A 23469-nucleotide genomic window follows, 5' to 3' on the forward strand; every position below is an offset into this window, starting at 1 on the left:
GACTCGAGGCCAATGGTAGGCATCGAGGCTGCGGCGAAGAAACGGACCGGTGTGGGAATCGACCGATTCCACCGCGTGTTCGGCGTGCGAGAGGCGGTATCGGGGAGCACAATCAGCCGATCCGCACCGTTCGTCTCCACGTTGGGAGTGCCGGCCATGACATCGTCGAACAGACCTGCATCGAGTCTGCGATCTCAACTGCTTCGCAGGAAGCCGATCGTGGATCCGGACCAGCAGAGCAGTGGCGGGCTGGAACGGACCATCGGCACCTTCCAACTGACGATGTTCGGCGTCGGTGCCACCATCGGTACCGGCATCTTCTTCGTGCTCTCGCTCGCGGTCCCCGAAGCCGGTCCCGCGGTGGTGCTCTCGTTCCTGGCCGCGGGTGTGGCGGCCGGTCTCGCAGCCATCTGTTACGCCGAAATGGCCTCGGCGGTACCGGTTTCCGGCTCGACCTACTCGTACGCGTATGTGACGATGGGCGAGGTTGTCGCGATGGGCGTCGCCGCCTGTCTGTTGCTCGAGTACGGAGTGTCCAGCGCTGCCGTCGCCGTCGGGTGGAGCGGGTACCTCAACGAGCTGTTGAACAACCTCTTCGGCTTCACCATCCCGCACGCGCTGTCGGCTGCGCCGGGTGACGCCGACCCCGGCATCATGAATCTGCCTGCAGTCGTGCTGATCGTGCTGTGCGCCGTTCTGCTCATTCGTGGCGCGAGCGAGTCGGCGGCGGTCAACGCAGTCATGGTCGTCATCAAACTCGGTGTGCTGGCTCTATTCGCGATCGTCGGATTCACCGCCTTCGACTCCGGCAACTTCTCGGACTTCATGCCCCTGGGCGCAGCAGGGGTGACGGCGGCCGCAGGCACGATCTTCTTCTCGTTCATCGGACTCGACGCGGTGTCCACTGCGGGCGACGAGGTGAAGGATCCTCAGAAGACCATGCCGCGGGCCATCGTTGCGGCGCTGATCGTCGTCATCGTCTTCTATCTCGTCGTGGCCGTGGCCGCTCTGGGGACGCAGCCGTGGACCGACTTCGCCGGCCAGGAGGAAGCCGGGCTGGCGGAAATCCTGCGCAACGTCACCGGGCAAGCCTGGCCGGCAACGATTCTGGCTGCAGGTGCGGTCATCTCGATCTTCTCGGTGACGTTGGTGACGATGTACGGGCAGACTCGCATCCTGTTCGCGATGGGCCGAGACGGCATGTTGCCCAAAGCTTTCGCCAAGGTCAGCCCCCGCACGCACACGCCGGTCAACAACACGATCGTCGTCGCCGTCGTGATTTCGATCCTCGCCGCGTTCATTCCGCTCGACAAGCTGGCGGACCTGGTGTCGATCGGCACCCTCGTCGCTTTCATCGTCGTATCCATCGGGGTGATCGTGCTGCGCCGTTCGATGCCCGATCTCGAACGGCCGTTCAAGGTTCCGGGATACCCGGTCACTCCGGTGCTGTCGGTCCTCGCCTGCCTGTACATCCTGTCCGGACTGCACTGGACCACGTGGTTCTGGTTCGGGCTCTGGCTCGCGGTGGTGTTGGCGTTCTACTGGTTCTGGGGTCGGCACCACTCGACGCTGCGCGGAGCAGAACAGGACCTGCGATGAGTGTCCTGATCGCATTCGCGCCGGGGAAAGGGAGCGTCGGTGCCCTCGATCTCGGTGCCCAGCTCGCTCGGTCGCTCGGCACCGACATCGATGTGGCGACAGTGGTGCCCAAACCGTGGTCGACTCCGTCGATGGCACGGGTGGATGCGGAGTTCGCCGACTGGGCCGCGACGACGGCAGCCGAGTCGGAGGCGAAAGCGCGCCACTACCTCGAAGACCGGGCACCCGACATCACTGCATCGTTCCACCGATTCGCACACCGCTCGGTCTCGACGGCATTGACCGAGGCGGCCGAGAGCATCTCGGCCTCGATACTGGTTCTCGGCTCCTCGGGCGACGGCGCTCTCGGGCAGGTGGTCGTCGGGTCGACGGCAGACAAGCTTCTGCACTCGTCCCCGGTGACCGTGGCGCTCGCTCCCCGCGGCTATCGGATGCGCGAACGCGCCACACTGACCCGGATCACGTGCGCGTTCTCCGGCGACAGCGAGGCGTCGCGCGTCGTGGGTCCGACCGCCGAACTCGCCCGAGACGCGGGTATCCCGCTCCGCTTGGCGTCGTTCGTCGTCCGGGGAGCGACGATGTATCCGCCCGAGGTCGGCCTACGCGTCGAGGACGACGTTGCCGCAGAACTCGCCGTCGGGTTGACCGAGGCACTGACCGCGGCGATGGACGACGCAGTCGCGGTTGGGCTTTCGGCCGAGCAGGTCACGACCGAACTGGCCATGGCCGGCAGTTGGCGCGAGGCCCTCGACGAGGTTCACTGGCAGGACGGCGAAGTACTGACCATCGGATCGTCCGGGCCGCTGGGGCCGATCGCTCGGGTGTTCCTCGGTTCGCGCGCCACCAAGATCATCCGCCATTCGCCGGTGCCGATCCTGGTGTTGCCGAAACGGTGAGGCGGGCGTCCTACCGGTTGAGGGCGAGCACCGACAACAGCTCGTAGGCGACATGTGCCGCTGCAATCCCGGTGATCTCGGCGTGATCGTATGCGGGTGCCACCTCGACGATGTCGGCCCCGACCACGTGGAGGCCCACGAGTCCGCGCAGGGTGTTGAGCAACTCTCGGGACGTCATGCCACCGGCCTCGGGCGTGCCGGTGCCCGGCGCGTGTGCCGGGTCGAGAACGTCGATGTCGACCGAGACGTAGACCGGGCCACCGTCGAGGCGACGACGCATCCGCTCGACGATGCTGGCCACGCCGTCGACCTCGTAGTCGTCGGACCGAATCACCTGGAACCCGAGCACCCGATCGTCCTCGAGGTCCTGCTCGCTGTAGAGCGGGCCGCGAATGCCGATGTGCTGTGAGCGTTCGAGATCGATCAGACCTTCTTCGCTTGCCCGTCGGAACGGTGTGCCGTGAGTGTAGGGAGCACCGAAATACGTGTCCCACGTATCGAGGTGCGCGTCGAAGTGCAGTACCGCGATCGGCCCGTGATCGCGTGCGAGCGAACGCAGAATCGGCAGTGCGATGGTGTGGTCGCCGCCGAGGGTGAGAACCGAGGAGCCGTCGGCGCGCAGGTCCGTCACCGCGTCGTGCACCGTGGTCAGGGCCTCGGTGATGTCGAACGGATTGACGCCGATGTCACCGAAATCCGCCACCTGTTGGCGGGCGAAGGGTGAGACCTTCAGCGCAGGGTTGTACGGGCGCAACAGTTTCGAGGCCGCTCTGATGTGACCCGGGCCGAAGCGGGCGCCGGGGCGGTAACTCACGCCGGAATCGAACGGCACACCGAGGATGGTGACGTCGGCGCGGGACACCTCGTCGAGACGGGGCAGCCGCGCGAAGGTGGTCGGCTCGGCGAAGCGGGGGACCTTGGTGGCGTCGACCGGACCGATCGGCGGGTGCTCGGGATTGCTCGGGTTCATCGAGATTCCTTCCGAATTGTCATCAGTCCGGTGACTGTTGGGTCGACCAGTTCGCCCGGCAAGCGTTACTCTGATGCTCGATCTTGTCAACACAAGTTTCCTGAGAGGCGAAAGCAGTGTCCCTTGCTACGTCGGTCGTCGGCGATACGCCGCGTATCGGTGCGCGGCTCAAGGAGGCTCGGCAGAAGAAGCGCCTGACTCTCGACGCACTCGCCGACGCCTGTGGAGTCACCAAGGGATATCTGTCCAAGCTCGAACGCGACCAGGTCAATGCGTCGGTGGCGTCCCTGGTTCGAGTCTGCGCCGCCTTGGAGCTTCCGGTCGGATCGCTGTTCGACGACGTGCCGTCCGGTGAGGTGGTCCGTGCGCAGTCGTTGCCGCGCATCATGTTCGGCGGGGAAGCGATGACCGAATACCTACTGACGCCGGTGGGGGAGCGCCGGGTGCAGGTGCTGCTGGGTCACATCGACGCCGGTGGCGGCAGCGGAGCCGAGGCGTACACACTTCCGCTCGACGTGACGTTCGTGCACGTGATCACGGGCGAGTTGCGGGTGACCTTCGAGGCCGAAGCGGACGGTACGTTCGCCGGTGACGAGGTGCTGCTCGGTCCGGGAGATGCGTTCACCTTCTCGCCGCGTCGCAGGCACAGTTTTCGAGCCGAAGGCAAGGACGGTGCTCGGGTCCTGTGGGTGTTGGCGCCCGCGCTGCCCGAGGAGTTGCCGATGAGGAAACAGGAGTTGCAGGCATGACCGTCACCGTGTCGCTGTACCAAGGGCCGGAACTTGCCGGCGATGTCGACGCGAACCTCGCCGCACTCGACGATGCCGCGAGGCGTGCGGCCTCGGCAGGCGCGTCGATCCTGGTGACCCCGGAGATGTCGGTCAGTGGCTACGACATCGGTGATCTCGTGCTCGAACGAGCCGAACCGTTCGACGGACCGATCTTCGAGAGGGTGTCGACGATCGCTCGATCCCACTGCGTCGCAATCGTCTACGGGTATCCCGAACGCAGTCGATCGACGCTCGGTGGCGAGGTGGTGTTCAATGCGGTGCAGGTGGTCGATGCATCGGGACGGTCGGTGGCGCGCTACCGCAAGACCCACCTGTTCGGTGAGCTCGATCGCGCGCACTTCACTCCCGGGTCGGAACTGTTGGTGCAGTTCGACTTCGGCGGACTGCGCTGCGGTTTGCTCACCTGCTACGACGTCGAATTCCCGGAAACCGTTCGCGCCCACGCCGACGCCGGAACGCAGTGGTTGATCGTCCCGACCGGCCTGATGACCCCGTTCGAGAACATCGCAACCCAGGTCGTTCCGACGCGCGCGTACGAGAGTCAACTGTTCGTCACCTACGTCAATCGCTGCGGCACGGAAGCGAGTCTGACGTACTGCGGTCTGACCTGCGCCGTCGCGCCGAGTGGCACCGACCTCGCGCGGGCAGGCGCGCACGAACAGCTTCTGACGGTAGATCTGGATCCGGCCGAACTCCGTCGATCTCGCGCCGTCAACACTCACCTGGACGATCGTCGCCACGATCTGTACCGGACAGTTCTCGACCCGACAGGACCCTCGCGGTCCGAGCAGGAGACCGACCGATGACCACACCCGTCACCCCGGACAGCGCGATCGAATCCGAGGACGACCAACCGCTCACGATGTTCGGTCCTGATTTCCCGTTCGCCTACGACGACTATCTGGCGCACCCGGCCGGCCTCGGGAGCGTTCCCGACGCTGCCCTCGGTACGAAGGTCGCGGTGATCGGGGGCGGACTCGCGGGTATGGTCGTCGCGCGCGAGTTGCTCAGGCTCGGCCTGGAACCCGTTGTGTACGAATCGGATCGAATCGGCGGCCGGATGCGGTCGGTGCCGTTCGAGGGGCACCCGGGTGTGGTGGCCGAGATGGGTGCGATGCGGTTTCCGCCGTCGTCGACGGCACTGTTCCACTACCTCGACGCAGTCGGGCTGGAGACGACGCCGTTTCCGAACCCGTTGGCAGAAGCGACCCCCAGTACGGTGATCGACCTCAAGGGCGAGAGCCATTACGCCCAGAAGCTCGAGGATCTACCGCCGGTGTTCGCCGAGGTCGCCGACGCGTGGAACCGGACGCTGGAGGAACACGCCGAACTGATCCCACTGCAGCGGGCCATCCGCAGGCGCGACGTTGCCGAGATCAAGCGCATCTGGAACGAGCTGATCGTGAAGTTCGACGATCAGACCTTCTACGGATTTCTCGCTGCATCCGAACACTTCTCGTCGTTTCGGATGCGAGAGCTGTTCGGCCAGGTCGGTTTCGGAACGGGCGGGTGGGACACCGACTACCCCAACTCGATCCTCGAGATCCTTCGAGTCGTCATCACGGCGGCGGACGACTCGCACCGCGGAATCGTCGGCGGCTCACAGCAACTGCCGATGCGGCTGTGGACCGATTCGCCGGCGAACATGGCGCACTGGCCCGCGGAAACGTCGGTGGCATCGCTGAACGGCGGCACCACGATGTCGCGTGTCACCGAGATCAGACGTACCGACGGCGGCACCACGATCCACGACGACCGCGGCAACATTCGTACCTACGCGGCCGCCGTCGTGACCGCCCAGAGCTGGATGCTGCTCAGCAACATCAGGTGTGACGACGATCTGTTTCCCATCGACCACTGGACCGCCATCGAACGCACCCACTACATGGGGTCGACCAAGGTGTTCGCACTCGTCGACCGGCCCTTCTGGAAGGACAAGGATCCGGTCACCGGCCGCGATGTGGTCAGCATGACGCTGACCGACCGGATGAGCCGTGGCACCTACCTACTCGACCAAGGGGAGGGCAGGCCTGGGTTGATCTGCCTGTCCTACACGTGGTCCGACGATTCGCTCAAGCTGCTGGCCCTGGACCCGACCGAGCGAATGAACATCATGCTGCGCTCGCTCGAGGAGATCTATCCCGGCGTCGATTTCCGCAGTCACATCATCTCCACGCCGGTCACGCTGTCCTGGGAAACCGAACGCGACTTCATGGGTGCCTTCAAAGCCAACCTGCCCGGTCACTACCGCTACCAGGAGAGGCTGTTCACGCACTTCGTGCAACACCGACTCGACCCGCGACATCGAGGAATCTTCCTTGCCGGCGACGACATCTCGTGGACGGCGGGGTGGGCCGAGGGTGCCATTCATACCGCGCTGAATGCGGTGTGGGGCGTCGTGCATCATCTGGGAGGAAAGTCGGCAGAGGGCAATCCGGGACCGGGCGACGTCTTCGATGCCATCGCACCACTTCGATTGGGTGACTAGGTCGCTCAGTGTTTCGGCGATCGCGGCCGGGGAGAGCGCTCGTCGAACACGAACAATGCCAGGGCGATCGTCAGCATGAGGGCAACCACCCAGATCGCCCGTAGCCCGAACAGCTCGACCGCAACCGCCCCGAGCAGCGCCCCGCCGAAGAATCCCGAGATCACCGCGCCGAACCGTCGGGCGCGGGTTCCGGCCTCCAGATCGTGTTCGACCACCCGATGGAATGCGGCCATCGCCATGCTGCGAAGATTCCCGGTCGTCATGGTGGTGTTGTACGGCGAATCCACCAGTACGCGAAAGGTGGTCACCTGCACGCCGGCAACGTGAGCGAGAATCACCGCGACCACCGCATCGGGCACGGTCGTCGGCAGAAAACCGACGACGAGGACCACGAGGATCTCGAACACCAGCACCGCCCGTACCGGTCGTCGCACGATCTTCGCAACCGCGGGCAGCGCGATGAACTCTGCGGTCGCAACGCCCAGGACGAAGGCAGCCAACGGCGGCAGAAAAGCCAGCGCCTCGACCCACCGGCCACCGGCGACATCGACGCCGAGCAGCACCACGTTGCCTGTCTGCGCCCCGGCGAACACCCCGCCACGGGTGATGAAGGTGTACGCGTCGAGGAATCCACCGACTGCCGCCAACAGAACACCGAGTCGGACCGATTTCGCAGTTGCGACGGCGATGTGGGGTTCGGGACGAGGCGTGGTCATCGGGAGATCCTGACACGATCGCCGATATTCACGTTGTCGAGGCAAGCAGTGAGAGCAACAGTTCGGCTCGTACCCGCGCCGACGTCAGATCCACCGCGAGCAGTTCCTCGCACCGCGTGATGCGGTTTCGCAGCGTGTGACGATGAACGGACAGATGCGCCGCAGCGGTTTCCCAATGCCCGTTCGCCTCGAGGAACGCCCGAAGCGATCCCACCAGATCGGCGGAATGGGTGCGGTCGTACTCGGCCAGTACCGCGATGGTGACTGCAGCCATGGCACGCAACGACTCCTGCACCGGTTCGGACGCCAACAGCATCGATCCGGTGAACTCGACGATCCGATCGCTCGCGCCGGCTGCGGCGCACGCGAGCGAAGCCTGCTGCAGAGCAACAGGGGTCTCGGAGATGTGACGGCTGGAACTGAGGCCGACGCACACCGACCTCGGCAGTGAATCGAGCAGTCGAGCAACGACATCGGAGTCATCGCTACCGCGCAACAACACCGCGACACCGGCGTCGGTCGTGCGCGCGAACGTGGGCCGCGCCCGGGCCCGGCACTCGGCATCGACCGCCTCGACGACGCGCTCGGTGGGTCCGCGGACCATCGCAACCCTGACGCGAGAGTCGTCGTCGGCCGCGTCCACGAGGTAACTCGGTAGCGCGGTGCCGTCGGGGGCAGGCAGATGGCCGTCCAGTAACAACCCGAGCGCGAGCGTATTGAGTCGGGACTGTTCGGCGCGCAGACGTGTGGGCTTCTCGAGCTCGAGGGTCACCAGCGACACCGCGTGCCCCAGCAGGATCTGCTCGACACCCGTCACCGGGCCTGCGGTACGGATGGCGAGAAAGCTCGACGTCCCGCCGGAGATCGCGACGGAGTGCAGAGTGACGGTGCACCCCGGTTCGCTGACCGAGACCGTGGCCGGTGACGACGACGGGCGAATGCTGCGGGCGACCTCGCGGGCGCGCTCGACGAGATCGGCTGCGGCGGCGGGATGAAACGATTCGGTGCGATTGCCGATCAGCGCCACCGACGTGGACGTGGCGACGGCCAGTTCGCGAACGATCGCGTCGACGCCGCCGTGCAACGCTGCCCGAGTGATACGGGTCTGGACCGAGGCCGCACGAAGAACCTGCTCGTATTCCTGCTCGGCTATGCGCTTCATGACCGCCCTGATCACGGCGGCGAACGGGGTGTCGTACGGGACCTCGACGACGGGAAGGCCGACGGCCTCGGCCGTGTCGAGAATGTGACGCGGGATCGTGCTGTGGGACAACCCGACTCCGAATCCGAGGCAGGCGACACCCGCGGCCGCCAGGGTCCGGACGTAGGTGGCGAGAGCCGGGCCGTCGGCGTCGAAGCCGAGCCCGGTCGTGAGAATCAGTTCACCGCCGGACAGCCAGGGGCTCGGATCGGTGAGCTCGGTCGCCTGCGCGAACGTGATCGGCACAGTGCTGCGCTCCGGTCCGCCGCGATGACTCAGGCGGAGGTGTTGCTGCCTCAGCAGCCAGGACATCTGCACGCTCACCTGTGGAACTGTAGCGCTGTGCCTGCCGAAATGGAGTGTGATCCAGCCCTGATGTGTACGAAATGGCGTCGCGCTGTCTCGCTCGGAGAGTCGCATACTGACTGCACAAGCCCACACGAAAGGTGCGACCATGGCCTCGATCGAGTACCGACTTCCGCAGGAACGCAAGATCGTCACAGCCTTCCCCGGTCCGAAGTCGGCGGCGTTGGCGCAGCGCCGCAAGGCCGTCGTCGGTGCAGGCGTGGCGTCGACGCTGCCGGTGTACGTGGCCGATGCCGACGGTGGCGTCGTGGTCGATGTCGACGGGAACTCGCTGATCGACCTCGGGGCCGGAATCGCAGTGACGACAGTCGGTGCCTCGAACCCGGCAGTCGTTGCTGCAGTGCAGGATCAGGTCGCACACTTCACCCACACGTGTTTCATGATCGCGCCGTACGAGGGGTACATCGAGGTCGCCGAGAAGCTCGCCGAGTTGACGCCGGGGGATCACGACAAACGCAGCGTGCTGTTCAACAGTGGTGCCGAGGCAGTCGAGAACGCCGTGAAGATCGCACGGCACGCCACCGGGCGGTCGGCCGTCGTCGTGTTCGACCACGCCTACCACGGTCGTACCAATCTGACGATGGCGCTGACCTCCAAGTCGATGCCGTACAAGAGCGGGTTCGGGCCGTTCGCCCCCGAGGTCTATCGGGCGCCGATGTCCTACCCGTTCAGGGAGGGCCTGAACTCCGACGGTTCCACGGTCACCGGTGCCCAGGCGGCGGCGCGAGCGATCTCCGTCATCGACAAGCAGATCGGCGCGGGCAATCTGGCCGCGATCCTGATCGAACCCATTCAGGGTGAGGGCGGCTTCATCGTGCCCGCAGAAGGATTCCTGCCTGCACTGGCGGACTGGGCACGCGAGAACGGCGTGGTGTTCATCGCCGACGAGGTACAGGCCGGATTCACCCGCACCGGCGCATGGTTCGCGAGCGAACACGAGTCCGTCGTGCCGGACCTGATCACCATGGCGAAGGGGATAGCAGGAGGAATGCCGCTGGCCGCGGTCACCGGCCGTGCCGATCTGATCGACGCCGTGCATCCCGGTGGACTCGGTGGAACCTACGGCGGAAACCCCGTCGCCTGCGCCGCGGCCCTGGCGTCCATCGAACAGATGGAGACACTGAACCTCAACGCCCGAGCCCGCGACATCGAACGAATCGTGTTCGATCGACTGAATGCGTTGAGTGCCGAGGTCGGCATCATCGGTGAGGTGCGTGGCCGCGGAGCCATGCTCGCGATCGAGCTCGTCGTGCCGGGTGGACGTGAGCCCAACCCCGAGGCCACCAAAGCCGTTGTGGCGGCGGCACTCGCGGCCGGGGTGATCGTGCTGACGTGCGGCACCTACGGCAACGTCATCCGGTTGCTGCCGCCACTGGTGATCTCCGACGAGCTGCTCGGTGAAGCGCTCACCGTGCTCGAAGACGCGCTGCGCGCTGTGGCACAGGAGAACTGACATGTCGGCTACCGACCTGATCTCCAAGCTGCCCACCGAACTGTGGCTCGGCGGCGTGCAGACTCCCTCTGCGTCGGGCGCGCGATTCTCGGTGCTGAACCCGGCGACCGGCGAGGAGTTGACCACCGTCGCCGACGCCACCGCGGCCGATGGCATCACCGCGCTCGACCTTGCCGCCGAGGCGCAGCCGGGGTGGGCGGCGACGCCCGCTCGTGTGCGAGCCGAGGTTCTGCGGCGCGCCTTCGATCTGCTGCAGGAGCGTGCTGCCGACTTCGCTCTGCTGATGACACTCGAAATGGGAAAGTCGTTGGCGGAGAGCCACGGCGAGGTGAAGTACGGCAGCGAATTCCTACGCTGGTTCGGTGAGGAGGCCGTCCGGATCGGCGGCCGGTTCACCCCCGCTCCTGCGGGCAACGGTTCGATCCTGGTCACCAAGTCGCCGGTCGGTCCGGTCCTGGCGATCACCCCGTGGAACTTCCCGTTGGCCATGGGCACACGCAAGATCGGGCCGGCGCTGGCGGCGGGGTGCACCGTCATCGTCAAACCGGCCGAGGACACCCCGCTGACGATGCTTCTGCTCGGGCAGGTGTTCGCCGACGCCGGGTTGCCCCGTGGCGTGCTGTCGATACTCCCGGCCTCCGACGCCGCGTCCGTCACCGGACCGTTGATGGACGATCCGAGGCTGCGAAAGATCACGTTCACCGGTTCCACCGGAGTGGGAAAACTGTTGGTGCGCAACGCTGCTGACCGTCTGTTGAGGACGTCGATGGAGCTCGGTGGCAATGCCCCGTTCATCGTGTTCGACGACGCAGACGTCGACGCCGCTGTCGACGGAGCGATGCTGGCCAAGATGCGCAACGGCGGCGAGGCGTGCACGGCAGCGAATCGTCTGTACGTCGCCAACTCGGTGCGCGAGGAATTCACCGCCAAGCTGACCGCACGGATCGACGCGCTGACCGTCGGTCCCGGTGATGCGGACGGTACCGACATCGGGCCGCTCATCAACGACAAGCAGCGTCGAACGGTCACCGCACTGGTCGACGACGCCGTGGCGAAGGGAGCCCGAGTGCGCACCGGCGGAGCCGCACCCGAGGGACCCGGATTCTTCTACGCGCCGACGGTGCTCGACCGAATCCCGGCCGACGCGAATCTGTTGAAGGACGAGATCTTCGGGCCCGTCGCGGCAATCATCGGATTCGACACCGAGGACGAGGCCGTCGCCGCAGCCAACGACACCCGGTACGGGTTGGTGGCCTACTTCTACACCGAGAGCCTCGACCGAGCACTGCGGGTGTCGGCAGCACTGGACACCGGCATGGTCGGGGTCAACCGCGGTGCGATCTCCGACGCGGCCGCCCCGTTCGGTGGCGTCAAGGAATCGGGCTTCGGCCGCGAGGGCGGGTCGGAGGGCATCGAGGAATACCTCGAGACCAAGTACATCGCTCTACGGTAGAGCCGCACGTTTCGCTCCACTCCACGCTCGGGCACACGGAAGTACGTGACTTCGAGCCTGGAGTGGAGCGATACGTGCCGGCCTGTTCTCAGCCCTGGGCGGCCGCGATTCGATCCTCGGCCAGACGATCGGCCGCTGCCCCGAGCAGGATGCCCTCGGCGCGGGCGATGGCGAAGATACCCGTGACGGTGTCGCGGATCTTGCCGATCGTGGCCATCACCTGAGCCGAATCCTTGCCGCGCAGTTCGCCTTCCACCTGGATCAGACCGCCGGCGTTGGCGAGGTAGTCGGGTACCCAGACGATTCCGCGGGCAGCCAGCATCGCTTCGACGTCGGGTGTGAGCAGTTGATTGTTGGCCGCGCCGCAGACGATGGACGCCGACAACCGGGCCACCGAGGACGCGTCGAGAGTGGCACCCATGGCGCACGGCGCATAGACGTCGATGTCGGCACCGATGATGTCGGATCCCACGGTGACACCGGGGAAGTCGGCGACGATGCGATCGAGGGCAGGCGGATAGGAGTCGCTGACGACCACCTCGGCACCGGCTTCGCGAAGCAGTGAGACGAGGTTGTAGCCCACCTTGCCCGCGCCCTCGACGCCGACACGCTTGCCGGTCAGATCGTCCGAGCCCCATGTGGATTCGGCTGCGGCCAGGAGCGAGAGAAAGACTCCGAGCGCAGTCTGGGGGCCGCTGTCGCCGGTGCCGCCGGCGGTGGTGTTCTTGCCGACGACGTGCGCCGTCTCCTCGGCGATGATGTCGAGATCGTCGCTGTTGGTGCCCACATCGCCCGCGGTGACGTAGGTTCCGCCGAGCGACTCGACGAATCGGCCGTACGCGCCCAGTAGCGTCGGGGTCTTGATGGCGTTGGGGTTGCCGATGATCACTGCCTTTCCGCCGCCGAGATCGACTCCTGCGACGGCCGCCTTGTACGTCATTCCGCGGGAGAGGCGCAGCACGTCGGTCAACGCTTCCTGCTCGGAAACGTAAGGGTAGAAGCGAGTTCCACCGAGAGCCGGACCGAGGACCGTGGAGTGGACCGCGATGATCGCGCGCAGACCGGTGTCGGGGTCCTGGCAGAACACGACGCGTTCGTGTGCGCAGTCGCGCGGCATGTCGGGACGATCGAAGACGCCGGTTGCGGCGGGGAAGGAATCGGACGAGGTGCTCGATGCGGCGGGGTGGTCGGCAACGACGGACACAGGCGGTCTCTTTCGGGTGATGAGGCGGCGGTACCGGAAATGGGTGGTATCCGGAATTCGTGTCCCCGAAGGGTGTCGTGAACGTGCACGCTGGTCAACCGCTGTTGCCGAGAATGTGCATGTTGCACGGTGCATCCCGAATCGCCCGCGCCGGGATGGTCGGGCTGCTCAGCGACGACCGTCCTCGGCGAGTTGCTCGAGCAACGGCTTGGTGCGGTACTGGATCAGCTCGCTCATCGCGATGGACATGTTGGTGCGCTCCACCCCGGGGATGTCCAGAATGAGACCTGCGATGCGGTACAGGTCGTCGGCATCGACGGCCGCGATGCGGATGTGCATGTCCGCGGCCCCGGACAGCCCGAACACTTCGAGCACTTCCGGGATGGTGCGAAGGTGTTGGGTCACTGCGGCGAGCGTGTGTTGGTTGACCTGCGCGGTCACGAACGCCTGCAACGGGCGTCCCAACGACTTCGGTGGGATGCGGTGATCGATGGGCGTGAGCGATCCCTTGTCGTCCCAACGGCCGAGGCGCGCCTGCACGGTGTTGCGGGACAGCCCCAACGTGGTGGCGAGTTCGACGCCGGTGGCGCGCGGTTTGGCGCAGAGGGCGAGGAGGAGTCGGGCGTCGGTCTTGTCCAGATCGGTCATTGCGCACTTCCTGTCGCTCGGTCGTTACCCAATATTGTGCACACTGCGCAGTTGTGAAGTCATCACTTGTGCAGGGTGGATGTCGGTGGTGTTCTTGTGAAGGACATCACATCACGACGGAGAGTGCGACGATCATGACTACCACCTCGCTGGTACAGCTGATAAAGGAATCTGGGACGGTGGTCCGCAACGAGACCTACTCGCCGCTGGTCGCCGACATCGACACGGCCGCGATGATGGACTTGTACCGAGATCTCGTGGTCGTTCGCCGCATCGACACCGAGGCGACCGCACTGCAGCGACAGGGCGAACTGGGGTTGTGGGCACCGCTGCTCGGTCAGGAAGCGGCGCAGGTCGGTTCGGCCCGCGCTCTCGACACCGAGGACTTCGTGTTCGCCAGCTACCGCGAGCACGGGGTCGCCTATTGCCGGGGCGTCGACCCGACGCAGATGCTGCGCTTCTGGCGCGGATCGACCCTCTCCGGCTGGGACCCGTACGAATACCGCATGACGACGCCGGCCATCATCGTCGGATCTCAGGGCCTGCACGCCACCGGGTACGCCATCGGTATGCAACTCGAGGGGGCCGAGGGCGCTGCCATCACCTACTTCGGCGACGGCGCGACCAGCCAGGGCGATATTTCCGAGGCACTCGGCTTCGCCGCGAGTTTCCACGCACCGGTGGTGTTCTTCTGCCAGAACAACCAGTGGGCCATCTCCGAACCTGTCACGGTGCAGACGAAGGCCACGATCGCCGCTCGCGGTGAGGGATACGGCATCCCGTCGGTGCGCGTCGACGGCAACGACGTTCTCGCCGTCCTGGCCGTCACCAGGGCAGCGCTCGCCCGCGCCCGCGAAGGTAGCGGCCCGACGCTCATCGAGGCCGTCACCTACCGCATGGGCCCGCACACCACCTCCGACGATCCGACGCGGTACCGCTCGGGTGCCACCGACGACGAATGGCGCGCCAAGGATCCGATCGATCGAATCGAGAAGTTGCTCAGGCGAATCGGCGTGTTCGACGACGCATTCGCCGCCTCGGTGAAGCGCACCGCCGACGAGGTCGCAGCCGAGCTTCGCCGCGGCTGCCTCGAAACCGTCGAGCCGACCGCGATGTCGGTGTTCGACAACGTCTACGCCGATCCCCACCCCCTACTCGACGACGAGCGCGCCCAATTCGCCTCGTACCAGGCCGGATTCGAAGGAGCTACGTCATGACCACCCTGGAACGGCCCACCAGTCTCCCGTTGGGCAAGGCCATCAATGCGGGTCTGCGACGAGCGATGGAGAACGACCCGAAGGTCCTGCTGATGGGCGAGGACATCGGCAAGCTCGGCGGTGTCTTCCGCATCACCGACGGCCTGCAGAAGGACTTCGGTCCCGGTCGAGTACTCGACATGCCGCTGGCGGAATCGGGGATCATCGGCACCGCCGTCGGCCTCGCGATGCGAGGCTTTCGGCCAGTGTGCGAGATTCAGTTCGACGGTTTCATCTATCCGGCGTTCGACCAGATCGTCTCGCAGGTGGCGAAGTTGCACTACCGCACCAGTGGCAACGTCAAGATTCCGATGACCATCCGGGTGCCCTACGGCGGCGGAATCGGTGCCGTGGAGCATCATTCGGAGTCTCCCGAAGGATACTTCGCGCAGACCGCGGGTCTTCGCGTGGTCACCTGCAGCAACGCCGCCGACGGCTACTCGATGATTCAGCAGGCCATCGCGAGCGACGATCCGGTGTTGTTCTTCGAGCCGAAGCGTCGGTACTGGGAGAAGAGCCCCATCGACCTCGATGCCGACGCGTCGTACCCGCTGCATCGGGCACGGGTGGTCACCGAAGGCACCGACGTCACCCTGATCGCGTACGGACCACTCGTCGCCACCGCACGCAAGGCCGCCGAAGTCGCTGCCCACGAGGGAGTGTCGATCGAGGTCATCGATCTCCGCTCGCTCTCGCCCATCGACTTCGAGACCATCGAGGCCTCGGTACGCAAGACCGGGCGTCTCGTCGTCACCCATGAGGCACCGGTGTTCATGGGACTCGGTTCGGAGATCGCAGCTCGAATCTCCGAACGGTGCTTCTACAACCTCGAGGCGCCGGTGTTGCGCGTCGGTGGCTTCGGCACTCCGTACCCGGCATCGAAACTGGAGCGATTCTTCCTTCCCGATGTCGACCGGATTCTCGACGCAGTCGACCGCTGCCGCTCGCACTGACCTCGCGCTCACCGACCGCCGCCGATACGTACCGAACAGGATTCGACGATGCCCACCATCAAGAGCTTTCCGTTGCCCGACCTCGGGGAAGGACTCACCGAAGCCGATCTGCTGACCTGGCTCGTCGCCGTCGGTGACACCATCGAGCTGAATCAGAACATCGCCGAGGTCGAAACGGCCAAGGCCGCCGTCGAACTTCCCTCACCGTTCGCCGGCGTCGTTGCCGCCCTTCACGTGGCGGAGGGTGACACCGTCGAGGTCGGGGTGCCGATCATCGACATCAGGGTCGGTGGCGACGACGCCGACACCGAGCCGGAGCCCGCCGCTCCCGATGTGGACGTGACGGTTCCGGCCGAAGACGGGGACGAGCGCGTTCCGGTTCTCGTCGGCTACGGCGTGGCGAAGGAAGGCTCCAGTCGACGCGGCGGCCGAGGTGGCGCACCCGCTACCCCGACACCGAATGGCCAGAACGGGAAACCGCTGGCTGCACCGCCGGTGCGAAAGATTGCCAAGGACAACGCCGTCGACCTCGCCGAGGTGCCGGCCACCGGAGACCGCGGCGACGTCACCCGTGAGGACATCGACACCTACCTCGCGGGTGACAACCCGGTCGAGGAGCGGACAGCGGAACGGGTCGGTCGCGAGGAGCGCACACCGATCAAGGGAGTGCGCAAGCACACGGCGGAGGCGATGGTGCGCAGCGCGTTCACCGCTCCGCACGTCACCGAGTTCGTCACCGTCGACGTCACCGAAACTCTCACTCTGCTGGACTCCCTCCGTGCGTCCGCTCACTTCGCCGACGTTCGTCTGACCCCGCTGGCTCTGGTCGCCAAGGCGGTTCTCGTTGCGCTCAAATCGAATCCGTCGCTCAACTCCTCGTGGGACGAGACGAGTCAGGAGATAGTGACCAAGCATTACGTCAACCTCGGTATCGCCGCCGCAACTCCGCGCGGGTTGATGGTGCCGAACATCAAGGACGCTCACGAGAAGTCTCTGGTGGACATCGCCCGCGCACTGTCGGATCTGACGCGGACGGCCAAGGAAGGCAAGAGCAGTCCGGCCGATCTCGCCGACGGCACGATCACCATCACCAACGTCGGGGTGTTCGGAGTCGACGCCGGTACGCCGATCCTCAACCCCGGCGAGGCTGCCATCCTCTGTTTCGGCTCGATTCGCCGCATGCCGTGGGAGCACGAAGGCGAGATCGCACTACGGTCGGTGACGACACTGTCGCTCTCGTTCGACCATCGCCTCGTCGACGGGCAGCAAGGATCGCAGTTTCTCGCGCTCGTCGGCCGGTTGCTGAGCAGCCCGGTGGATATGATCGCGCTGGGCTGATTTCCCGGCTCGTACCGTATGAAGAAAAGGGGCTTGCGTGGCGGAAGCGATCGACGCGCATTTCCTGGACCGGATTCGGGACGCGGCGACGAGCGGGCCGGAGCTCGCCGATCCGGATCGTGTGCTGAGGTACTTCGATGCGCAGCTCGCCAGTCGGCACCTGGACTTCGCAGCCCGCTGGTTGCAATCGACGGGCTTCGGCTACTACACCATCGGATCGTCCGGGCACGAGTCGAATGCAGCGGTCGGTGCCGCGACGACGGTCACCGACCCGGCTCTGCTGCACTACCGCTCCGGCGGCTTCCATGCCGCACGCGCACAACAGCATTCGGGGTCGAATCCGATCCACGACGTGCTGGCCGGCTTGGTCGCTTCCACCCGCGACCCCATCTCCGGCGGGCGGCACAAGGTGTTCGGGCACCCCGATCTGGGCATCGTGCCGCAGACGTCCACCATCGGGTCGCAGGTCCCGCGCGCGGTCGGTCTGGCATTCGCGCTGGGGCGAGCGAAGGCGCTGCGCCACCGAACGCCATGGCCCGAGGACGCCATCGTGGTGTGCAGCTTCGGCGATGCCTCCGCCAATCATTCGACGACGGTGGGTGCGCTCAATTCGGCTGCGTACTGTGCCCACCAGTCGATTCCGATGCCGATCCTCCTCGTCTGCGAGGACAACGGCATCGGAATCAGTACCCGGTCACCGCGGGGCTGGATCGAGCGGTCGCTCAGCCGATTTCCGTCGATCGAGTATGTGCGAGCCGACGGGACCGACCCGGTCGCGCTGATGCGAACCGTGGACGCCGCTGTCGCCGCGGTGCGGTCGGGGCGTCGGCCGGTGATGGTGCATCTCGAGACGGTGCGGTTGATGGGCCACGCCGGATCCGACGCCGAGCTTGCGTACCGCACCAATGCGGACATCGTCGGCGACTATGCACGAGATCCGTTGCTCGCCTGCGCACGTGCGCTGATCGGGGCCGGTGTGCTCTCGGCAGCCGACGTCGAGGGCCGCTACGAGGCAATGCGCGAGACCGTGATGAGCGAGGCCGAGGCGATGGTCGAGTCGCTGCGGTCCGGGGCGTCGTCGCGCCTGGCCACCGCCGAGGCGGTGATGGCTCCGCTCACCGAACGGAGACCGATCGCGGTGGCCGCAACCGAGCAGAGCCTGCGACCGGCACCGGGCGGGCCGCGGCTGACGCTCGCCGCCATGATCAACAGGACGCTCACCGACATCATGGCGGCGCGGCCGGAGGTCCTGGTGTTCGGGGAGGACGTGGCCGTCAAGGGCGGCGTCTACGGAGTCACGAAGGGTTTGCGCAAGAAGTACGGCGCAGCAAGGGTTTTCGACACGCTTCTCGACGAGCAGACGGTGCTCGGCACCGCCCTCGGTGCTGCGCTCGCAGGATTCGTCCCGATACCCGAGATTCAGTATCTGGCGTACCTGCACAATGCCGAGGATCAGCTGCGCGGTGAGGCCGCGTCGCTCGAGTTCTTCTCCGATTCGCAGTTCAGCAACGGGATGGTCGTGCGCATCGCCGGTCTGGCGTATCAGCGCGGTTTCGGCGGGCACTTTCACAACGACAACGCGGTAGCGGTTCTGCGTGATGTTCCGGGCATCGTCGTGGCGGTTCCGAGTTCCGCGGCCGAGGCCGCCGCGCTGCTGCGGACGTGTGTCGCGCTGGCCGTGGAGGAGGGACGGGTCTGCGTCTTTCTGGAGCCGATAGCGCTGTACCACCGCGTCGATCTGGACGACGGCGACGGAGAGTTGCGGTGCGCCGACGACGCGTCCGCCGAGTTCGCCACCACCGCAATCCATTCGGACGGTGACGATCTGGCCATCGTCACCTTCGGTAACGGGGTGGTGATGAGCAGGCGTGCGGCATCGAGGTTGCGTGAGCGCGGGATCGGCGCGACGATCGTCGATCTGCGCTGGATCGTTCCGCTGCCGGTCGACGACCTTCTGCGCCGGCTCGACGGCTTCGATCGCGTGTTGATCGCGGACGAGACCCGACACGACGGGGGAGTGGGAGAAGGCGTCGTGACGGCTCTCGTCGAGGGTGGCTACGCGGGTACGGTCCGCCGAGTGGCGAGCAAGAATTCGTTCGTACCGCTGGGCGCCGCAGCCGATCTCGTCCTCCTGTCGGAAGACGAGATCGTCTCTGCGGCGTTGGAGATGGTCGAATCGGATTGACTCAGTGCACCGGCTGTACGGGAGCGACCTCGTCGACATCCTTGCGTGCCGTAGCGCGGATGAAGAACGACGCCGCCACCGCCACCAGAGATACCGCACCGCCGTAGAGGAACGCGGCATGGATGCCGGCCTCCGAACCGCCGAGCTGGGTTGCGCCGTCGGAGATTCGGGCCGCCGCGGTGTTCGACATCACGGTGACGAAGAGCGCGGTTCCGGCAGCGCCTGCCAACTGCTGCACCGTGTTGAAGATGGCGCTTCCGTGCGAGTACAGCGGGGTGGGCAGCGAACCCAGTGCCGATGTCATCAGTGGCGTCATGATGAAGGCGAGTCCCGCCGAGAGAAGCATGTGGATGCCGATCACCACAGGCAGAGCGGTCTGCGCGTCGAGCACGGTCATCGACCACAGGGCGGCGCTCATCACGATGGCTCCAGGAATCACCAACGGGCGCGGCCCGACTCGGTCGAAGATGCGGCCGACGAACGGAGCGAGCAGGCCCATCAGCAATCCGCCGGGGAGCAGCATCAGGCCGGTGTCGAGTGTGTCGAGGCCGCGGACGTTCTGCAGGTACATCGGCAGCAGGATCAGCGCACCGAACAGGGCCATCATCGAGATCGCGATCATGCCGAGGCCGATGCTGAACGTGGTGGTGCGGAACGGTCGCATGTCCAACAGTGCGCCGCCACGGTCCTGGCGCGAGATCTGGCGCAGCACGAACACCAGCAGTGCGATAACACCGACCGCCAGTGGTAGCCATACCGGTACCACCGATTCTTCGGCCGAATGTCCCAGGCTGCTCAGGCCGTAGACGATGCCGCCGAACGCCAACGCGGACAACACCACCGATGGGGGATCGAACGAAGGCCGACCGGTTTGCGTCACGTTCTTCACCAGCGTGGTACCGATCGCGAATGCGATCAGTGCGATGGGGAGAACGAGCCAGAACATCCAACGCCAGTTCAGCGAATCGAGGATGACTCCCGAGATCGTCGGGCCGACGGCCGGAGCGACGGCGATGACGATCGAGATGATTCCCATCATCGCGCCGCGCTTGTGCGCAGGGACGACGGTGAGCACCGTCGTCATGAGCAACGGCAACATGATGGCCGTGCCGCTGGCCTGGGTGATGCGTCCGAGCAGGAGCAGCTCGAAGCCCGGGGCGGATGCCGCGAGCAGCGTGCCGACGGTGAACAGCGTCATCGCTGCCACGAAGACCTGACGCAACGTGAATCTCTGGAACAGATACCCAGTGATGGGAATGACCACGGCCATGGTCAGCAGGAATCCGGTGGTGAGCCACTGCGCCGTCGTTGCCGTGATGCTCAGGTCGACCATCAGGGTAGGGAGCGCCACGCTCATGATCGTCTCGTTGAGGATCATGACGAACGCTGCGATGACGAGGATGCCGATCAGCAACTTGCTTCCCGGCGCGAGCTGCGCGTCGGGTGCGTGGTCGGTCTCAGGTGTGGTCATGTGTCGGGAACTTTCGCGTATGGGTTCAAGTGTGGAGAAAAGGTCGTGCTGCGACAGCCTGACTCATTGTGACAGTGACTGTCAACTTGAACATTGCTGGTAAGTTGACGGCGAGAATACGAAGAAGTAGGCGATGGGTGGAGGACAATGAGCGAGCACGTGCCGGACCTGCGAGAGCGACGTCGCCGGGAAACCCAGCTCGAGATCACCCGTGCCGCGCTCGAACTGTTCGAGACGCAGGGTTGCGCAGCAACGACGGTCGACCAAATCGCACGTCGGGCCGGAGTATCGCCCAGCACGTTCTTTCGTAGCTTCGCATCCAAGGAAGAGTCGGTTCTCGGGCTCGCCCCGGAGTTCGAGCTCGACATCGACGCCTGGCTGGCATCGACGGCCCCCGCGAACATCACCCTTGCAGCTATCGAAGCACTGTACGAGCGATCCGTCGAACGATTATCCGCGGCACCGCACGAAGCGCGAGATCGACTACTGCGTACCCGACGGCTGATCGGGCGCGACGATCACCTGCGGTCCGCCGCCTTCGCGACCGACGCCATGACGCTGTGTCGCGTCACCGACTCGGTGGCCGCCAAGCTCGATGGCCACGAATCACGTTCGTACGCACGATTGCTGATCGAGGGTGCCGGGATGGCCATGCGAATCGCCTTCGACGACTGGGCCGAGCGCATCGATGCCGGGCAGGACGCCGACCTGGTGGACATCTACCGAACCACGCTGCGCGATCTACGACGCGTAGTCGCCGGCTGACGGTAGACGTCGTGAGTGGAACTTCGTAGCAGGGGTCGAGATTTCGTGCACGTGGCGCGAAGCGCCTCTCACCCGAAGCGCTGCGGAGCCAAGTCGTCCGCCCGCAGTCCGCGTGCAGTCACGTCGATCGGAAGCGGTTCTCCGCGAACGATTGCCGCGCCGACTCGTGCCAGTGCCGCACAGGTCTGGATTCCGTACCCACCCTGACCGGCGCACCAGAAGAAGCCTTCGATGCTCGGGTCGAAGCCCACGACCGGGGTGCGATCGGGAACGAAACTGCGCAGACCCGCCCAGGAGGAGCGCAGATGCCGGCCCGTCAGTGTGGTGGCCTCGGCGATATCGTCGAACGCTCGCGCGATCTCCAACTCGTCGGGGCGCGCGTCACTCGGCTCGGTGGGCGTCTCGTCTGCAGGGGAGCACAAGAGTTGTGTGCCTTCGGGTTTGATGTAGAACTTCTCGTCCATATCGCTCAATGTCGCCAGATTCGCGGTGTCGAGATCGTCGGGCGCGGCGACCATGAACACCGACCGACGCATCGGGACGAGTCCGATAGGATCGGCACCCGCCATGCCGCCCACGACGTCCGCCCACGCGCCTGCTGCGTCGACGACGAGGGGAGCAGTGTGGACCGACCCGTCCGTGGTGTGCACGTGCCACAGTCCGTCGACGCGTCCGAGCTGCGTCACGCCTGTCCCGGTGTGGACCTGTCCACCTCGATCGCGCAACCCCCGTACGAAACCCTGGTGCAGCGCGTGGACGTCGACCTCCATCGAATGTGGTTCGTAGAGTGCACAATCGATCAGGTCGGGGCGCAGCGGCGGGAAGAGTGTGCGCGCGTCGGACGGGGTGACCAATCGGGCGTCGGGTGTCAGTCGGCTGACGTCCGCATACATTGCCTCGAGCGCGTCGCCTCGCCCGATGGCCGCGAACTGCAACAGCGGACGCGGGGCCAGCAGCTCGGTTCGGAAGTGCTCCGGCGGGTCGACCAGAAAGGCCCGGCTGGCCGTCGTCAGGGCCCGAATGGTGCTGTTGCCGTAGGTTTCCAGGAACAGGGCGGCCGAACGTCCGGTGGTGTGGAAGGCCAGGGTCGATTCGCGCTCGAGCAGTGTGACGCGTCGGTCGATCGCGAGTTCGTAGCCGAGCGAGACACCCCCGATTCCGCCGCCGATCACGATGACGTCGGTGGAGTTCCGTTGCCGCTCGGACGTGGTCATGGATTGCTCCCGTTCGTTGTCTCTGCAGTCCACTGCGCGCCGGGTCCGATCGCCTCGTCGAAGATCAGCCAGGTTCGCGTCGACAGTATCCCGTCGAGTCCCTGCAGTTTGTCGAGCACCAGGTGTCGTAGCGCCGAGGTGTCCGGAGCTCGCACCAGAACGAGGGCGTCGAAGTCGCCGCCCATGAGGCTGACGTGTTCGACGAAGGGTAAGGTGCTCAGATCGTCGGCGACGGCGCGCCAGGAATCCTGCCGAATGGACAATGCCACATACGCCGACGCGCCGAACCCCGCTTTCTCGTAGGCGATGCGTGCGGTGAATCCTTCGATGACCCCTTCGTCGACGAGACGGTCGACGCGCACGTAGGCGTGTGCTCGCGAGATGTGGGTGGCCTCGGCCAGGGCGCGCATGGACATTCGGCCGTCACGGCTGAGCTCGGTGACGATACGTCGGTCCACATCGTCGAGCTCGTATTCCTTCTGTGCCATCCGTCCACTCCAGC

General features: G+C 65.7%; 20 protein-coding genes. 12 read left to right on the forward strand and 8 right to left on the reverse strand.

Annotated elements, in window-relative coordinates; all coding sequences use genetic code 11:
- Positions 1 to 156: 156 nt before the first annotated feature.
- Positions 157 to 1599, forward strand: coding sequence for an amino acid permease (locus CH273_RS23000; RefSeq protein WP_032398266.1), 1443 nt, complete (start codon positions 157 to 159; stop codon positions 1597 to 1599).
- Positions 1596 to 2495, forward strand: coding sequence for a universal stress protein (locus tag CH273_RS23005; RefSeq protein WP_032397612.1), 900 nt, complete (start codon positions 1596 to 1598; stop codon positions 2493 to 2495). The genes CH273_RS23000 and CH273_RS23005 overlap by 4 nt, the downstream gene beginning before the upstream one ends.
- Positions 2496 to 2505: 10 nt before the next feature.
- On the opposite strand, the gene speB is transcribed toward CH273_RS23005, so the two are convergent.
- Positions 2506 to 3465: an agmatinase gene (speB, locus tag CH273_RS23010; protein ID WP_032397611.1), complete on the reverse strand. Its 960-nt coding sequence runs from the start codon at positions 3463 to 3465 to the stop codon at positions 2506 to 2508.
- Between the two features lie 116 nt (positions 3466 to 3581).
- Between speB and CH273_RS23015 the strand changes: the two genes are divergently transcribed.
- The 3 genes from CH273_RS23015 to CH273_RS23025 are packed head-to-tail and all read left to right on the forward strand — an operon-like array spanning position 3582 to position 6744.
- Entirely contained in the window at positions 3582 to 4214 is a 633-nt protein-coding gene (locus CH273_RS23015; RefSeq protein ID WP_032397610.1) for a helix-turn-helix domain-containing protein, read from the forward strand.
- Complete coding sequence (locus tag CH273_RS23020; RefSeq protein ID WP_032397609.1) at positions 4211 to 5062, forward strand: carbon-nitrogen hydrolase family protein; 852 nt, start codon at positions 4211 to 4213, stop codon at positions 5060 to 5062. Before CH273_RS23015 ends, CH273_RS23020 begins: the two co-directional genes overlap by 4 nt.
- A complete protein-coding gene (locus tag CH273_RS23025) occupies positions 5059 to 6744 on the forward strand; it encodes a flavin monoamine oxidase family protein (protein WP_032397608.1) in 1686 nt (561 codons plus the stop codon). Before CH273_RS23020 ends, CH273_RS23025 begins: the two co-directional genes overlap by 4 nt.
- A 5-nt stretch (positions 6745 to 6749) precedes the next feature.
- Here the strand turns inward: CH273_RS23025 and CH273_RS23030 are convergent, their stop codons facing one another.
- Both CH273_RS23030 and CH273_RS23035 read right to left on the reverse strand, forming a co-directional pair.
- On the reverse strand, positions 6750 to 7460 hold the full coding sequence (locus CH273_RS23030) for a YoaK family protein (RefSeq protein WP_032397607.1): 711 nt from the start codon (positions 7458 to 7460) through the stop codon (positions 6750 to 6752).
- Positions 7461 to 7488: 28 nt separating this feature from the next.
- Positions 7489 to 8985 (reverse strand): PucR family transcriptional regulator, encoded by a 1497-nt coding sequence (locus CH273_RS23035; protein WP_032397606.1) that lies wholly within the window; start codon positions 8983 to 8985, stop codon positions 7489 to 7491.
- Between the two features lie 130 nt (positions 8986 to 9115).
- Between CH273_RS23035 and gabT the strand changes: the two genes are divergently transcribed.
- A complete protein-coding gene (gene gabT, locus CH273_RS23040) occupies positions 9116 to 10480 on the forward strand; it encodes a 4-aminobutyrate--2-oxoglutarate transaminase (RefSeq protein ID WP_032397605.1) in 1365 nt (454 codons plus the stop codon).
- 1 nt (position 10481) lies between these two features.
- The gene (locus tag CH273_RS23045; RefSeq protein WP_032397604.1) at positions 10482 to 11933 is read left to right on the forward strand and encodes an NAD-dependent succinate-semialdehyde dehydrogenase; all 1452 of its coding nucleotides are present in this window, start codon (positions 10482 to 10484) and stop codon (positions 11931 to 11933) included.
- An 88-nt stretch (positions 11934 to 12021) separates the two neighbouring features.
- On the opposite strand, the gene CH273_RS23050 is transcribed toward CH273_RS23045, so the two are convergent.
- Positions 12022 to 13137: a Glu/Leu/Phe/Val family dehydrogenase gene (locus CH273_RS23050; RefSeq protein ID WP_032397603.1), complete on the reverse strand. Its 1116-nt coding sequence runs from the start codon at positions 13135 to 13137 to the stop codon at positions 12022 to 12024.
- Between the two features lie 168 nt (positions 13138 to 13305).
- Entirely contained in the window at positions 13306 to 13785 is a 480-nt protein-coding gene (locus tag CH273_RS23055; RefSeq protein ID WP_032397602.1) for an Lrp/AsnC family transcriptional regulator, read from the reverse strand.
- Between the two features lie 134 nt (positions 13786 to 13919).
- Between CH273_RS23055 and pdhA the strand changes: the two genes are divergently transcribed.
- Genes pdhA through CH273_RS23075 form a run of 4 tightly spaced genes read left to right on the forward strand, consistent with a single transcriptional unit; the run spans position 13920 to position 19517 of the window.
- Entirely contained in the window at positions 13920 to 15002 is a 1083-nt protein-coding gene (gene pdhA / locus CH273_RS23060) for a pyruvate dehydrogenase (acetyl-transferring) E1 component subunit alpha (protein ID WP_032397601.1), read from the forward strand.
- On the forward strand, positions 14999 to 15994 hold the full coding sequence (locus tag CH273_RS23065; protein WP_032397600.1) for an alpha-ketoacid dehydrogenase subunit beta: 996 nt from the start codon (positions 14999 to 15001) through the stop codon (positions 15992 to 15994). The genes pdhA and CH273_RS23065 overlap by 4 nt, the downstream gene beginning before the upstream one ends.
- 48 nt (positions 15995 to 16042) lie before the next feature.
- Positions 16043 to 17332 carry a dihydrolipoamide acetyltransferase family protein gene (locus CH273_RS23070; protein ID WP_032397599.1) on the forward strand — a complete coding sequence of 430 codons (1290 nt, stop codon included), beginning with the start codon at positions 16043 to 16045 and terminating at the stop codon, positions 17330 to 17332.
- 37 nt (positions 17333 to 17369) lie between these two features.
- Positions 17370 to 19517 carry a thiamine pyrophosphate-dependent enzyme gene (locus CH273_RS23075; protein ID WP_032397598.1) on the forward strand — a complete coding sequence of 716 codons (2148 nt, stop codon included), beginning with the start codon at positions 17370 to 17372 and terminating at the stop codon, positions 19515 to 19517.
- A gap of 1 nt (position 19518) precedes the next feature.
- Here the strand turns inward: CH273_RS23075 and CH273_RS23080 are convergent, their stop codons facing one another.
- Positions 19519 to 20988: an MDR family MFS transporter gene (locus tag CH273_RS23080; RefSeq protein WP_032397597.1), complete on the reverse strand. Its 1470-nt coding sequence runs from the start codon at positions 20986 to 20988 to the stop codon at positions 19519 to 19521.
- Positions 20989 to 21135: 147 nt separating this feature from the next.
- Between CH273_RS23080 and CH273_RS23085 the strand changes: the two genes are divergently transcribed.
- Entirely contained in the window at positions 21136 to 21753 is a 618-nt protein-coding gene (locus CH273_RS23085) for a TetR/AcrR family transcriptional regulator (protein WP_032397596.1), read from the forward strand.
- A 68-nt stretch (positions 21754 to 21821) separates the two neighbouring features.
- Here the strand turns inward: CH273_RS23085 and CH273_RS23090 are convergent, their stop codons facing one another.
- Together CH273_RS23090 and CH273_RS23095 are read right to left on the reverse strand one after the other, a co-directional pair.
- Entirely contained in the window at positions 21822 to 22967 is a 1146-nt protein-coding gene (locus tag CH273_RS23090) for an NAD(P)/FAD-dependent oxidoreductase (RefSeq protein ID WP_032397595.1), read from the reverse strand.
- Positions 22964 to 23455 (reverse strand): Lrp/AsnC family transcriptional regulator, encoded by a 492-nt coding sequence (locus CH273_RS23095; RefSeq protein WP_032397594.1) that lies wholly within the window; start codon positions 23453 to 23455, stop codon positions 22964 to 22966. The genes CH273_RS23090 and CH273_RS23095 overlap by 4 nt, the downstream gene beginning before the upstream one ends.
- Positions 23456 to 23469: the final 14 nt, after the last annotated feature.

It is taken from the genome of Rhodococcus sp. 05-339-2, assembly GCF_002258965.1.
Lineage (GTDB): Bacteria > Actinomycetota > Actinomycetes > Mycobacteriales > Mycobacteriaceae > Rhodococcoides.